At 44.9% G+C, this 14,770-nt stretch carries 12 protein-coding genes; 5 read left to right on the plus strand and 7 right to left on the minus strand.

All coding sequences use genetic code 11. From position 1 onward, the window contains the following. Window positions 1-52 precede the first annotated feature (52 nt). Both rbsK and ACVA58_RS10925 read left to right on the plus strand, forming a co-directional pair. Entirely contained in the window at window positions 53-973 is a 921-nt protein-coding gene (gene rbsK / locus ACVA58_RS10920; protein ID WP_446510474.1) for a ribokinase, read from the plus strand. Between the two features lie 44 nt (window positions 974-1,017). Then, window positions 1,018-2,022, plus strand: coding sequence for a substrate-binding domain-containing protein (locus tag ACVA58_RS10925; RefSeq protein ID WP_446510475.1), 1,005 nt, complete (start codon window positions 1,018-1,020; stop codon window positions 2,020-2,022). Between the two features lie 526 nt (window positions 2,023-2,548). Here the strand turns inward: ACVA58_RS10925 and ACVA58_RS10930 are convergent. Continuing rightward, window positions 2,549-4,855, minus strand: a complete 2,307-nt coding sequence (locus tag ACVA58_RS10930) for a hypothetical protein (protein ID WP_446510476.1) — start codon at window positions 4,853-4,855, stop codon at window positions 2,549-2,551. A 239-nt stretch (window positions 4,856-5,094) separates the two neighbouring features. Here ACVA58_RS10930 and ACVA58_RS10935 point away from each other — a divergent pair, with 239 nt between their 5' ends. Beyond that, window positions 5,095-5,955: a hypothetical protein gene (locus tag ACVA58_RS10935; RefSeq protein ID WP_446510477.1), complete on the plus strand. Its 861-nt coding sequence runs from the start codon at window positions 5,095-5,097 to the stop codon at window positions 5,953-5,955. A 54-nt stretch (window positions 5,956-6,009) separates the two neighbouring features. Here the strand turns inward: ACVA58_RS10935 and ACVA58_RS10940 are convergent, their stop codons facing one another. The 5 genes from ACVA58_RS10940 to fabG all read right to left on the minus strand — a co-directional run bounded on the left by ACVA58_RS10940 (window position 6,010) and on the right by fabG (window position 12,056). Next, window positions 6,010-7,701, minus strand: coding sequence for a hypothetical protein (locus tag ACVA58_RS10940; RefSeq protein WP_446510478.1), 1,692 nt, complete (start codon window positions 7,699-7,701; stop codon window positions 6,010-6,012). A 6-nt stretch (window positions 7,702-7,707) separates the two neighbouring features. Then, entirely contained in the window at window positions 7,708-8,280 is a 573-nt protein-coding gene (locus tag ACVA58_RS10945; RefSeq protein WP_446510479.1) for a sigma-70 family RNA polymerase sigma factor, read from the minus strand. Then, window positions 8,280-9,716, minus strand: a complete 1,437-nt coding sequence (locus tag ACVA58_RS10950) for a chromosome partitioning protein ParA (RefSeq protein ID WP_446510702.1) — start codon at window positions 9,714-9,716, stop codon at window positions 8,280-8,282. Before ACVA58_RS10950 ends, ACVA58_RS10945 begins: the two co-directional genes overlap by 1 nt. Before the next feature lie 49 nt (window positions 9,717-9,765). Next, complete coding sequence (locus ACVA58_RS10955) at window positions 9,766-11,091, minus strand: serine/threonine protein kinase (RefSeq protein WP_446510480.1); 1,326 nt, start codon at window positions 11,089-11,091, stop codon at window positions 9,766-9,768. 230 nt (window positions 11,092-11,321) lie between these two features. Next, on the minus strand, window positions 11,322-12,056 hold the full coding sequence (fabG, locus tag ACVA58_RS10960) for a 3-oxoacyl-ACP reductase FabG (protein WP_446510481.1): 735 nt from the start codon (window positions 12,054-12,056) through the stop codon (window positions 11,322-11,324). 285 nt (window positions 12,057-12,341) lie between these two features. On the opposite strand from fabG, the gene ACVA58_RS10965 reads away from it, so the two are divergent. Both ACVA58_RS10965 and ACVA58_RS10970 read left to right on the plus strand, forming a co-directional pair. Continuing rightward, window positions 12,342-13,313 (plus strand): LysR family transcriptional regulator, encoded by a 972-nt coding sequence (locus tag ACVA58_RS10965; protein ID WP_446510482.1) that lies wholly within the window; start codon window positions 12,342-12,344, stop codon window positions 13,311-13,313. After that, complete coding sequence (locus ACVA58_RS10970; protein WP_446510483.1) at window positions 13,264-14,181, plus strand: alpha/beta fold hydrolase; 918 nt, start codon at window positions 13,264-13,266, stop codon at window positions 14,179-14,181. The genes ACVA58_RS10965 and ACVA58_RS10970 overlap by 50 nt, the downstream gene beginning before the upstream one ends. 60 nt (window positions 14,182-14,241) lie before the next feature. On the opposite strand, the gene ACVA58_RS10975 is transcribed toward ACVA58_RS10970, so the two are convergent. Continuing rightward, window positions 14,242-14,763, minus strand: a complete 522-nt coding sequence (locus ACVA58_RS10975) for a DUF2058 domain-containing protein (RefSeq protein WP_446510484.1) — start codon at window positions 14,761-14,763, stop codon at window positions 14,242-14,244. Between the last annotated feature and the right edge of the window lie 7 nt (window positions 14,764-14,770).

Below are 14,770 nucleotides of genomic sequence, written 5' to 3' on the forward strand. Positions count from 1 at the left end.
CAAACCTGCTAAGCCATACATTTTGGCCAATGAGAATGAGAAAGGTCCCAATATGAATAAATTAGTCGTTCTTGGCAGCGTGAACGCCGATCATGTTTTGCAAGTTGCTTCTTTCCCTCGTCCGGGGGAAACGCTGCATGGCCATAGCTACTGTGTAATCCCTGGCGGTAAAGGGGCGAACCAAGCAGTAGCAGCCGCTCGCCTAGGCGCTGATGTTGCCTTCATCGCGTGTGTTGGTGATGACAGCTTCGGTCATGAGATGCGTGAAGAATTTGCCAAAGAAGGCATGAATACCGATGGTGTAATGATTGAAAAAGAGATGCCAACCGGCATTGCAATGATTCAGGTAGCGGCAACCGGTGAGAACAGCATCGCCATATCGGCTGAAGCCAACGCCTGCCTGAGCCCTGCTCGTATCGCACCGCATCACAACCTGATCAAACAGGCCGATACACTACTGATGCAACTAGAAACACCGATGGCTACTATTGAAGCTGCGGCTAAAGTGGCCAAACTGGCAGGAACTCGCGTGGTGCTCAACCCAGCACCAGCTCAGCCATTATCGGATGACTTATTGCAACATATTGATATGATTACGCCTAACGAGACTGAAGCGGAATTGCTTACAGGTATCAAGGTTACCGATACTACCAGCGCACAGCAGGCAGCCGATGCCCTTCACGACAAAGGCATCAAACAGGTTATGATCACCTTAGGTAGCCAAGGGGTATGGATCAGTGCAAACGGTGAAAGCCGCCAAGTTCCAGGCTATCGTGTTGATGCCAAAGACACGACCGCAGCTGGTGATACCTTCAACGGTGCCTTGCTGACCGGTCTGCAGGAAAACAAGGCGATGGACGATGCTATCCGATTTGCCCATGCTGCTGCTGCAATTTCAGTCACCCGAATGGGTGCTCAAACGTCTATTCCGCACCGTCGTGAAGTGGAACGTTTTCTTATTGAGCACCAGTAAGTAATTGATACCGTGCCCATCGTGGCACGGTTCAGGGAGAACCTATGGCGACAATCAAAGATGTAGCAAAGCATGCTGGAGTATCAACATCCACCGTTAGCCACGTCCTGAATAAAACCCGCTTTGTCAGTGAAGACATTTCTGTCCGCGTGATGGCGGCAGTGAAAGAGCTGAACTATGCCCCGTCGGCGTTAGCGCGAAGCCTGAAGGTTAACCACACCCGTACTTTCGGCATGTTAGTCACCACCTCTACCAATCCGTTTTTTGGTGAAGTGGTAAAAGGGGTTGAGCGACGCTGTTATGAACAAGGCTATAACCTGATCCTCTGTAACACCGAGGGTGATCTTGCCCGAATGCGCGACAGCCTTGATATTCTGCTGCAAAAGCGTGTCGACGGCCTGCTGCTGATGTGCAGCGAGGTCGATGGTCAGGCATTCGACCTGTTTTCCCGCCACCAACCCGTGCCCACCGTGGTCATGGACTGGGGCCCGATCGATTTCCCAAGCGACAAGATCCAAGATAACTCACACCATGGCGGCTACCTCGCCACTAAGCATCTTATCGAGCAAGGCCATACCCAGATTGGCTGCCTAACAGGGCCGCTTGATAAGCTGACCGCCCAACAACGCTTGTCCGGTTATGTGCAGGCGATGGAAGAAGCCGGTTTAGATGTCAATAAACAGTGGATTGCATCAGGCAACTTCGAGTGTGAAGGCGGAGAAATCGCCTTTAACGACGTTTTGAGTCGAGGCCCGTTACCGACAGCACTTTTTGTCTGTAACGACATGATGGCAATGGGTGTGATAAACACCGCCAGCAAACAAGGGATCCGTGTACCCGAAGATCTTTCTATTGTCGGCTACGACGACATTAAACTGGCGAAGTACATTACCCCATCATTGACCACTATCCACCAGCCGAAGCACCGTTTGGGCCAGCAAGCGGTCGATGTTCTGCTCGAGAAAATCCAGAATAAGCATGAAACCAACAAGGTGATCCAGCTAGAGCCAACGCTGGTTAAGCGCGATAGCGTGAAATACATTCCGTAGGTTGTCTGAACTCAAGCGACTGAAAGTCCAGAACACGACTCACTACAAGATCACTCAGTTATACACATAAAGCCCTAATTAGTAGGGCTTTTGTGATTTTTAAACCTATCAGAACAACTTTTCCACCTTGCAACTAGCAAATCTGACTGCTGAAAGTTTTATAAAAAAATGAACTAGGCATACGTCATTAACAATTTGCCATAATAATGAACACTATTTCATTGACCGGCCAAGAAATTCAGCGTACAACTGTAAGCTGAATTTTAGTGATATACCTTTGGGTCTCAATTTAACAGCCAGTAGTTCTCTGGCAAAAGGACAGCATCATGCTAGATAGCATTACGCACTGGATTAAACTTCGCTTACTCGGTTCTTCCCTATCCACTCAATGGGAGAACGATTTCTTTTCCAATCACTTTTGATCGCAAGCAGCACAGCATTTCCGCCACATTAGATTTAATAGCACACATAAAAAATCCCCTGTCGTTAAACAGGGGATTATTCTTTCCTAGCCAAACCTATTTAGTTATTCGTTGTTACCTTCGCCAGTCCACACCATGTTGAACTTGATCGCTTCGATGTACTTGGTTTGGCTATCTTTCACTGCACCGATAATGCTGTACTTTTCACCATCAACAAATTCACTTGGCATATCAATGCTCATAGCTGCACCTTGTGGTGATTCTTCATCGTAGCAACCCCACTGCATATCTGCGAAAGCATAGTGGCCCTCAATACTATCGGCCGATACATAGAAGCTTTGGTAGAATTCACGCAAATCGTCGCATGAGAACGTTTCATTGTCTGCTGTGTCAATAAATACGCTAACTCGGCTTTGACCACCAAAGTTGGTCATCTGCAAGCTGACTTGACCTTCAGCATATGTTTCATTTTCGCTAGCAGGGACATACATTGGGAAATCACGATCTTCATAGCCTGCCTCCGATTGTAGCTTCAATCGAGCTTCAGCATCTGACTTACTGCTCAACCAGCTGTAACGCTCACCTTCAGTTTGATCAAGGTCAGAGAACAATACAACCTTCGCCCCCTTAGAAAGGTAATCCGCATCCTGGGCAATCGTGTATAGATACTCTTCGGTTTCTCCTCGTTTTTCTTCACTCGGGAAAGTCACAATAAACTGATCATTATCGATACGGTAACTAGCGCCTTCTTCTAGGATCGTTGCTTCAGAACACACATCCTTATTTTCAATAGTACGGCCGCCCCAATAAACTCGACCATCCTCAAAACGGTACGAGTCACACCATACACGGCTGTAATCTAGGTCATCATTATCGTTACCATCATCGCTACCATGCTCTAGGACATACCATGTTTGGTTTTCCAGCGGATGCGAAGCTGGCGGTGGCGTTACGCCTTCTTTGACTTCAGGCAGGATGAACTGCACGTCACTTGTCGCACCACGGTCATCTGTTGCAGTCACCTTGAATGTTTGGCCTGCAGCATATTGCTCTTTTGGTGTACCCGCGATAACCACAATACCATTTTCAACTTTGGCAGTTAAACCTGACACTTTTAGATCAGTAACGCTGTGATCTTCAATGGTGCCATCTTTGTCTGAGAACAAATTGGATACACTCAGAGACTGTTCAAAGACTTCGCCTTGCTCTAAGTACCAAGCATCGACTTCTGCTTGCAGCGCAACCTTTTCAGCATCATCCACCTCTGGAGCTAGGTTGTTTGCAGTGATTTCAACTTCAAATACAGCGCTGGACGTACCTACCTGCGTATTTTCTGAGTTCACGTCAGTTGCTGTCAGAGTGATCGTGTAGTGGCCAGGTTTCATTACTGGGTTAGCAGGCTCAAGGGTAAGCATCTTGCCATCTAGTGATAGCACCGCCACGATACCTGTACCTTCAAGCGTATGCTGCAATTTTGGTACAATAGCATCTTCCAAATCAGCATCAGTAAACAGACCTTCAACGGATACTGTCACACCACCAAAGTTGGCATTTTCCTTGATGCTTGACGGGATGCCTGCATCTGCTTTATCAAATATAGCTTTATCAACAATCAGCTTACTGTTGGTAATAACAACTGGATCAAAAATATCCCCCGAAGGATTATCATCCTTAATCACAGGCTTGATGTCTTTATTCTTGACATCTTCTTCACTCATATTTCCAACAACCGTGTCAGCTTCTTTAGCAAAGTCCATTGCCTTGTCTTCGTAGCTAGTATTGGCTGCTTTTGACTCAGTCAGAATCTGGGCTGTTTTATGCAATACTGCATCGGCGTGCTTACCCGTTACAAAATCAGTATAAAGCGCTTCGACATCACCACCCAGTGCCTCGCTAACAGCTTGCTTGGCTTCTTCTTCTGATTTGGATTTATTTTTCGCCATTTCAATCGCGACCAAGTCGGTAATTGGCGAAATAACATCAGACGAGTTCGGAGCACGGAACACTAATTCATGAGCCATTGGCTGAGAAGGGTGGTCCATATCCACCGTATAACCACCAGCGTATTTCTCAGGATTAATCGCGATCATGCGCTTTTGCATATCAGTATTTGGAACAACCGTCTGCAGTGCCAATACACCTTCCGGTTTTTTGTCTAGCTCAACCTGGCCATTACCATCGGTCACACCAAGAGCGTTTTCTGTGGTATCCCAAACACCGTTATTATTGCTATCAACAAAAAGTACAGCATTTTTAAAATAGCCGTCAAAGCCGGTAATAACGACGGCACCACCCGGTGCTGGAATATCTGGATTCCCAGTATTACCGCCTGCATCTGAATTACTGTCGGAGCCACCACAACCAGTTAAGGCAATAGCGACAGATGCTGCAAGCACAGAAATCTTTTTCATGAATTACGTCCCTTGATGGATTTGATTAAACCTTTGTCATTTTTTGTTTTAGCCTTCCTCGCAAAGCATCGCTGCCACAAGGAAAGGTGCGTATTTTTATGGCTTTATGATCTTTATTCAAGAAACGAAAAACAAAAAAAAATCCGTAAAATTTATTTTTATTTTTTTCTATGCCAAAGGTTGGAAAATATAATCTGTCCGTTAATATCCTCGGCCAACATTCCGTCAGGGACAAAATAATGAATAAATGGTGTTGGCTTGGTTTATTTCCAGCCATTTCGTTGGCGATCCCGTCGTTTGCCAGTGATAAGGATGGTTATTCCTATATAACAATGGGTGTTGAGAATATCACCTATCAAGAATCTTACTCTGGTCAAGGCGTAGCAAAGTCTGATGTTTCAGCATCTAGCCCGATGCTTAATACGGGTGGCCTCTATCAAATCAATGAAAGGTTTGATTTCTCGATAGATGCGCTGGCAACATTTTCACCTATCAGTTCAACCGAAACTTGGCACGGAAATACTGGAGAGGCATATCAAAAAAACCAATTTGAATACCTCAAGACCTCAACCAATATCTTGCTTCATTACAAATGGACACCGTGCTGGCGTCTTGTGGCAGGGCCATCCCTTACTTACCAATCTTACAAACGGTATGGTCTTGAGGGCCTAAATGGATATGAAAACCCAGTATTTCGCAAAGGTGATACCTGGGAAGAAAAATCAACGGATATCTTCATTGATGCAGGCGTAGCTTATGATAATGGCACCCTGTTTGGTGACAACAAATGGAAGTTCAGCGGTCGCTGGATAATTGGCGTTCCAATTTGGAGCAAAACAGAAAATACTAAGTTTGTTGATACAACCTTTGATGACTTTGGCTTCCGCACATCGCTAGAAGGCACCCTAAGCTATGAAGTCATGCCTGGGTTGCACTTGGGTTGGTATGTCATGATGGGCTATGAAAAGCGCTTTGAATCAGACCCAGAACCAGTCAGCTTCATCGATAGTCAAGGTGAAGTAAAACAAGGGATAGCCATTTTACCCGATGCTGAAACCTACAGCTTCAATACCGGTATTCAGGCATTGTGGCATTTTTAACAAAGCGCACAGCTTGGGCGGCCTCCTACTGCCCAAGCTCTAGTATTTGCAGGTTTATTGTTGTTTGTGAGGCCACGGCCAAGGCTCATGATAATGCAAATTGAGCTTTACCTCCTCGACTATATGGGCAAGTTCTGGTTTTGGCTTCAGCACATAACTATAAATTTCACCGGGTACAAAAATATCATAGTCACTATAGTGTAATCCCATGTAGACATAATCCTTTAGCCAATCAGGGTGCCTTACGACACCACATTGAATAGGGTCTAAGTTGTCTCCCCATGGGTTATCAGATTCAGAAATAATATCGCCGGTTTCACCCTGACCTGCTAACGTATTGCTCTGCCAATAAGGAAGAAGTTGTGCACAAGACAAATCAGTCAGCCAAGATTGCATATTCAAATCGGAATCCATTACAACATGTGGATCATTCATCACACTGCGATCATAAATATAGTTACCAATTTGCCCCAAAACATATTGCCCATTGGCTTGCGGATAGAGGTAATCAAAGAATCTCATTTGATACACATATTCGCCGGTCCTGATATTCAATCTTGCCTCCATGGCACTTTTACTTGCCTGCAAGGTATATGTTTCGCTACCTGAGTTACCATAAACAGTCGTAAAATAATTTGTCACACCTGGTTGTAGGGTTGAAGGGTATTCTTTTTTTAGTTTCCAACGTTGTTGCCGCATGCCTTCAGCATTGCTATTTACAACCAAATCATTGTTCTCATCAAAGTCATAGTAACCAATCTCCTGCAACTGAACATCCAAGGGACACTGGGTTCTATTATCCGACGCGGCAAAGTAAGCGATACCATCAATAAATCGCCACGCCTCGCAGTACACTACCTCGTAGTTATAATAAACCCCGGCTAACAGTTGAGTCGTTTCAAGTCGATATAACGTCTTTCCCTCTAAGGGGTGAAGTGACTCCTCCGTTAGTAGCTCAACCGCAGGCAACGAGAGACTGACATTTGCCCATGCGGCTTGGCTGGTACCGTGATAATCATCCCTTGCCGCCAAGCGGAGCAATGGCGTAGACACGGAAGATTGCGGTACCCCCTGGATCATTAGCATATTGCTGCCACTCACCTGTAATCCAGCAATGTTAATGTTGGCTTGCTGGGTCAATGCATCCCCTTCAGGATCAGTAAACAGGCCATTTAACGATAAGCTATAGCGGGCTGGTACTTCTTGTGAAAAGCTCCATTGGTTGACCGTTGCCTGCAATTGCTTTAATACCGCAGGGTTTACTCGCGGCTTATGGTTGCCACCTGCAGCTTCGAGGTTCACATCCTCCAACCTTACCTCTATATTGCTTGCCTCAAAAACCCCCGAGCGATTGCTAGCCTCTTTACTCAAGGCTGAAATGTTTAATGAAGATGCTGGCAGTATTTGCAGTGCGTCACTTTCCGACTGCCACTCATTAGATAATAAGGACAATTGCTCGTTCTGCGGTTTATTTTCATACCGCCGATGCAGCTCAAGTTGTGCTTTTTCAATATCGACTTGCTGCTTGCTGACACCCTCTTCAACTTTGCGAATGGTGATTGGCGCACTAACGAGAGTTCCCAAAGGGGAAGCCATATCTCGCAGAGAGTGCTTTTTTGACATGCTGACCAATACACTTTCCGTTGGCTCAAGGCTAAAAAACGCGATAGCCGGTGTCTGATACAACCACCAACCAGTTGCAGCCAGCACTACGCTGACCGCAACCTTCGAAACTGACGATTTCATCTTTGATTATGCCATCCGTGACTGGAGCCAACAGCGAGAGAACTTCAAATCTTTCTCAATCAGACTTGCGCTACATTCAAGTAAATCACTGATTTCTTGGGTACGCATTCCCATTAAGTACTTCAGTTTGAGGGCATTTGACTGACGAGGGTAACGCACACTAAAGCGCTCAATGGCTTTATCCATAATCATGAATTGTTCGAATTTATCATCGTTGGACTCAGGCAACATCGTCAGTTGCTGGCGCTTTTGCGCCTGTAGCGACCTCGCGTTATCAATCAAAATCTGCCGCATCACCTTGGCAGCCATCAGATAGAACTCTCGCTTGCTATCAACATCAGCCATATCAGTATTCGACAATTTCAAATAAGCGTCATGAACCAGTGCTGTTGTGCTGTTGACGCTATCTATCAAGACATCATTCTCAAGACCATATTTCTCTGCACTGCGATCTCTTTCCTGCTTGGCAATAGTGCGCAGTTGCAAATAAGCAAACTGGTACAGTTGGCTCTCTGCTTGTTTATCTCCAGCCTGCCACTGTTGAATGATCTGCGTAATTTCTGCGCTTTCAGATGACATTATTTTTCTCCGAACACTTTCTTAAATTCTGATATCGCATAGGCTTGGATCTGATCAGAACCATCCTGATGACGTGTAATGGTTTGCTGAAAACGGTATAAGATCCCCTGATCCCACCCCTTTCCAGCTGGCAGATATTCCCAGGTGGTGTACCTTGGGGACTGCCCTGCCGGATACCAGCGAACCATCACGTTCATCTGTGCCAGCTCTGCTTTCGCAGAAGGATTTTTAAGCCACCACATGTCCGCATATTCATCAGTCACATTTTGGGTATACTCAGCGCGTTGTTTCGGGCAATCCTCGCCCCCTTCAGCCCCCAACCAAACCTGATTTCCACCAACCCTCAAACAGCGCTGTTCAATATCGGAATCGATATATGTTGTCTGCTTCCATATTCCTTCAACTGGAATTTGATGCCCCAGCTCTTCAGGATAGGTAAACCAGAGCATCTCACCCCGATTAGCATGACGGACCTCCGCTTTAGGCCCTAGTCCCTGTACTTTCTCCATCAAAAGCTCGGTGGTGGGATCAAAGTTAATCGCCATCGTTCGGTACTTCCAATCCCCCTCATCATCGTGATCATCAATTGCAAAACCGTTTAAATCATGGCGAGTACAGCCTTGGGCACTGCAGCCCACTAGCCCCTTGAAGTTAACAAAATGTGCGATCGGTTCTTCAAGAACCGCTTCTAACCCCTTTGAACGGTCAAGGTAGCAGTTACGGAAATAGTCCCCGGTACTGGGGTACTGGATTAAATGAGATGATGTAATTTTATAATCGAGTTCACCAATCGGTGTATTGTAGTTAGCTCGGTCGATATAGCGTAAATCCACCAGACACGCTCTTCCCTGTGGGTCCTTTTTCTTAATCACTACGTTCCGGAACCGTTTGTTAAGCGGTGAATAAACAACCTCATCAGAGGTGAAATGGGACTCAATGTATTGCTGGCTTTGATTAAGATGCTCCACCGCTTCCTTGGCAGAAACCCAATCAATATCAATGGTATCTTTAATGCTGTCGATGATATTAAGATCAAGTTGACGCAACTGCTGTTGAAACTTGGGCTCGGCCAACATATCACTCAACAACAGAATCTCCTCTCGGTCTTGCGGAGTACTGTCCAAAGAAAGCAACAACCGAGTCAAGTTGGTACTTCGGCTCGGACTGGTTGACGATAGTGTTGGCGTAATCACCTGTTGGCCAGAGAGTTTAGTGAGCAACAGACCTTTCTCATTGTTTCCCAGAAAGAAGCTAACCACATCGCCGGTCTGGTATTGAAACGCCCCTTTATTGGTAAAACCCTTTATATTGGAACTTGTGACGTAGAATAACCCCGTCACAGGCGCGTCAATGAAGTACCCAGTATGCGGTTCGGCAGCATAAACAGATTCAGCGGCAATGGCAGAAACAGTAACAATAGCAAGACCAGTCAACATCGAAAATTTCATCGTTTTTCTTCCTTTAGTATTTTGCTTCGTTACATTGTTATTGTTGTTCTGGCTTACGCTTGCTCGTCAGTTCCATCTTGTGTTTATCCGGTGTCGGCGTCATCATGATCATTAATAGCTTTTGCTTGATATGCTTCGGAAGATCAGGATTGGATAAAATTCGACGGCGGGAAATATCCAACATCGCACCAACCGACATCAGGGCCTGATCACTACCTTTTGAATGAAACATCATGCTGGTCACTTCATACATCATATTTTCAGCAATGATTTTCTCTGCTACTAAACGTTGATTTTGAACGGCCAAAGTGGCGGTGAACACGCCGATAGTCACTACCAATAAAAGCCCTGACAAAAAGGGAACAGGGCGGCGCTGAATAAACTTACCCAGACAATACAGCGGCATATTCTGCATCATTGATATGGGGCGATTCGCTAAGATATTATCTATATCACCGCGAAGCTCACTCATACTGCTGTACCGATGTGCAGGCTCATCTAGGGTTGCCTTGTCAATGACAGCTTTAATATCAACTCGTGACTGCGGAAATAAAAACAATAGCAGCTTACCCAGCGAGTAAATATCGCTCTGTTGGGTTAGAAACCCTCCACTTTGTTGCTCAGGGCTTGCGAAATCCCGACTGAAAGCCACAAGTTCGCTTTCCTGCTTTTCCACATTATTGTTGATGGCCTGGGTTAAATTAAAGTCGAGAAGTTTTGGTTGATGTTGGCTATCAACAAGAATATTTTCAGGCTTTATATCAGCATGCAGGATATGATTTTGATGGGCATGTTCTATCGCCAAGCAAATACGTTGAAAAAGCTTTAGCTTATTGACAACAGACAATCTTTTTTGCTGCACATATCTGTTTAATGTGTCACCTTCAACACATTCCATCACAATATAAACACATCCCTGATGTTCACCGCCATCAAAGACTTTAGCAATACAGGGGTGATTCAAACGCGCCAATAACTGTGCTTCAGAAAATAAAGCTCGCTTACCCAAAACTTGAGTTAAGTGTGGTTGGATAAACTTTATTGCTAGCTGCTGTTCAAATGTTTCATCTGCCCGGTGAGCAGCATAAACGACCCCTATGCCCCCTCTACCTAGTTCATTAGTAAGTTGATATTTATCAACTATCTGTCCTGAAAAATCGAGCTCATCTCCCATCGCATGCTGAGCATAGAAACCAATAATCGATGTTAAAGGCTGCCTATCGCTAACTTCAAGTAGTTGTTGAAGCTCGTTATAAACATCTGAGTCTTCATTCGCTAACTTAGACAAAACCACACATTTGTCTTCATCATTAGCATCGAGGAGTTGATAGAATAACTCTGTGGCTGTTGAGCGTGATTGCACTATCTGTTTTTTATTCTAAGTATAAATATGATATGTAATCTACTAAAGTAGCAATATGCTTGTAAAGCTATTATTCGAGGGGTTTTTGATATAACTATCACAATATGATAAACATATTATTTATATTACACTCAATATATAAAAACAAATCTAACCACGGTTAATGAACCAGCGTTCAATAAAAAACGGCTGCCAAAGCAACCGTCAAAATAATGACGAATCATGTTATCTTAAATAACTAATCCACCATCAACCTTCAATGTTTGGCCTGTAACAAATGCTGAATTGTCACTAGCTAAGAACAAGGCACCATTGGCAATATCCTGCGGCTTACCCATACGGCCTAACGGTGTTTTATGCCTCATGTAATCCAACACTTTTTCCGGCAGGTCGACAGTCATGGGTGTTTCAATGAATCCAGGTGCAATACAATTGGCCCTCACTTGGGCACCTTTACGCGAGAACTCTTTGGACCAACCTTTTGTCATGGCAATCACACCACCTTTGGTTGCCGCGTAGTTGGATTGACCAATATTCCCGTCAGTCCCCACCACTGAAGACATGGTGATGATTGAACCAACCCCGCCTTCAACCATCACTGGCGCAATGGCTTGGGTCATATTAAAGACCCCCTTTAAATTGACATCGGAAACCAAATCCCAATCTTCCTCTGTCATCTTTTCAATCAGGTTGTCCCGTGTTACACCAGCATTATTAACGAGCACATCAATCTTACCGTACTCTGATTTCACTTTTTTAACGAAATTTGCAATATTATCTCGATCACAAACATTAAGCTCGACGGCTGTAACGTTAGGATACTTGGCTTCTAAGTCCGTCATGGCGGATGCGTTCATATCACATGCATACACCTGAGTTGCATCATTCTTAGCAAAGGTTTCGACAATACAGCGACCAATCCCTTGGGCACCACCTGTCACTATACACACTTTGTTATTTAGCATTTTAATTCCCCTATATGAATACCAAACTGTTGACATCAAAACGGTTGTAACTGGTATTAGCGAGTGCCTGCAGTTGTGACGGGCAACACAACTCACTGTATTCTGGTATTTTAGAGGATTCCCCCCAATATATTACTCACATTAATGCAAATCAGCTTTGCTAATATGACGATATACCTTCCTCTTCAGCATGCAGTGCTCATTGCCGCCTGAGCATTTATTCATCATTTTGTTGCATTTTCTTGCTATAACTGTATGAGGGTAAATGGATTTTAGGATGTACTCATGTTGGACAAGGTTGTCTTCTTTCTTCACGTTGTGAGAACCGGTTCGATCAGCGAAGCGGCAAAGCACAATAATATCTCCCCTTCCGCTGCCAGTCGGTGGCTTAATGAGTTGGAAGAAAAGATGGGGGTTAGCTTACTCAAGCGCACAACACGTAAAATTACGCCAACTCAAGCCGGGCAACGACTGTTCGACCGATTCAGCTTGCTGTATACCCAAATTGACGATGTGTTCAACGAAGTCCAGAACATGAGCAGCGAGGACAAAGGTACCATCAAAATTGCCAGTACCCCGTTATTTGCCAAGCACTATCTGAGTCAGATCATCGGTGAGTACCTGTTACTTCACCCATCGATTAACTTTGTCGTGCTAGAAACGGCATTTGAAGTTGATCATGTTCATGATGTTGACTTTGCAATACGAGCCAACGCCACCTATCGCGGCTTTCAAGACAAAGATAGCCTGCTAGTTAAGCGTTCACTGTTGAGAGAGCCATTAATGGCATGCTGCTCGCCGGCCTATATCCAAAAAAACGGCAGACCTATTGTCCCCGATGATCTCAAACACCATCGCTGTCTGTATGCCAGTACATTGGTTGGTGGTAATCGCTGGATTTTCGAACTGAATGGCGAGTACTCCACCGTTGAGATAGCTCAGACAGTGGAGGCCGATGACAGTGAAATTCTCAAGAATATAGCCATACATGGAGGGGGAATTGCGTATTTACCTTTTAGTTTAATTGCCAACGAACTCGACAGGAAAACTTTACAGCCAGTTTTGGAAAATTACGTCAGTAGCCAATTTGAGCTAAACCTTTATTTTAAACCACGAAAATACATGCCAGCGCGTTGTGCCAATTTCAAAGATTATCTCATCGAACGCGTTCCCGAAATTGAACGACTGAAGCAACAAGGAAGCTCGCATGGCCGACATGCCACAAAGCCTGCAAGTATGGCTAAAATCATTCAATGATGCCCTAGCACAAGCAAAGGTAATGGAGATTCCGCCAACGCCTGAGATGGCCCGGTTAGGGCTATCGGCTATCACTCAGCAGTGTGTCACAACCCCGGTAGCCATAAAGCAAGTTATTGATGCACACATACATGGGACGTCAATTCCATGCCGAATTTACCACCCGTCTCCGGATAATGAATTACCGATATTGTTATTCGTCCATGGTGGCGGCCACATGTGTGGCAGTATTGAGGTCTACGACCCAATAAGTCGTCGCCTCGCACATCACAGCCAGCACGTCGTTATCACGATTGATTATCGGCTCTCTCCCGAGCACCCTTACCCAAAAGGCCTAGTAGACTGCATTATGAGCCTTGAAGAGATAGTAAACACTCTGGTGAGACAGAATATTTCCTTTCAGCCAACGATATCGATTGCAGGTGATTCAGCCGGTGGTGCATTGGCTGCAACGCTTGCCCAGCGTCAACCAGATGCCATTCACCAATTAGTCTTGATTTACCCGAGCCTCGATTACACATTCTCTAGTGAGTCTTTAATTGATTTCCGTGAAGGGTATATCTTGGAGACGGCAAAAATCCAATGGTATTTTGACCAATACTTCCAGCAGGAAAAAAACCGCAAAAAAGCGTCACCACTGTTTGGAACATTACCCAGCAACCACCCTGCAACCATACTCATAACAGCGGGCTTTGATCCGATACAAGATGAAGGAAAACGGTATATCGAGCGGTTAAAAATGTTAGGGATCCATAGCGTGCACTATCACTTCAGCAATATGACTCACGCTTTTCTAAACTTGGAGGATCTAACACCAGATAGCTGCGAGCAAGTTTATTGCCATATAGCCGAGTTCCTCAATCAATGATTTTCAACAGATAATAAAAAGCCCAGCATTCGCTGGGCTTTTACGATCGTCAGTAGCGTATTACCACATTAGATCATCAGGGATCTGGAAATCTGCATACGGATCGTCTTCATCGACCTCTTGCTCAGAAGAGGTATTGTTCACAATAATGCTCGCTTCATCACGCTGGCTGATCTTATCGGCAACAACACCCGGGATCACGGCATAGCTTTCCAGGTAACGGGCAATTGCTAAACGTCCACTAACAAGCTGATCTTGGGTTTGCTTATTAACATAAATTTTCTTAACTAACGTACCATCGGTGAAGTTATAACCGATGTCTCCGTCTGCGATATCAATTTTGTTCATTTCAATCAATTGCTTGACTTGAGATATGATCGCTTTCTTGTCAGCCTCAGCCTGCTTTTGACGGTTAAGCTCTTGATCCTGCTCCAGCTGGGCAGTCTTGTTAGCTTCAACGGCTGCTTTAGCTTCATTGCGAAGAGTACGGGATTTTTTGGACTGTTTGCCCGCTTTCTTTAGTTTTTTCTTATCAATGAGGCCTGCTTTTAGCATCTGCTCTTGAAGGGATAGTTTCGCCATTTCGACT

The organism is Photobacterium sp. DNB22_13_2, assembly GCF_052873915.1.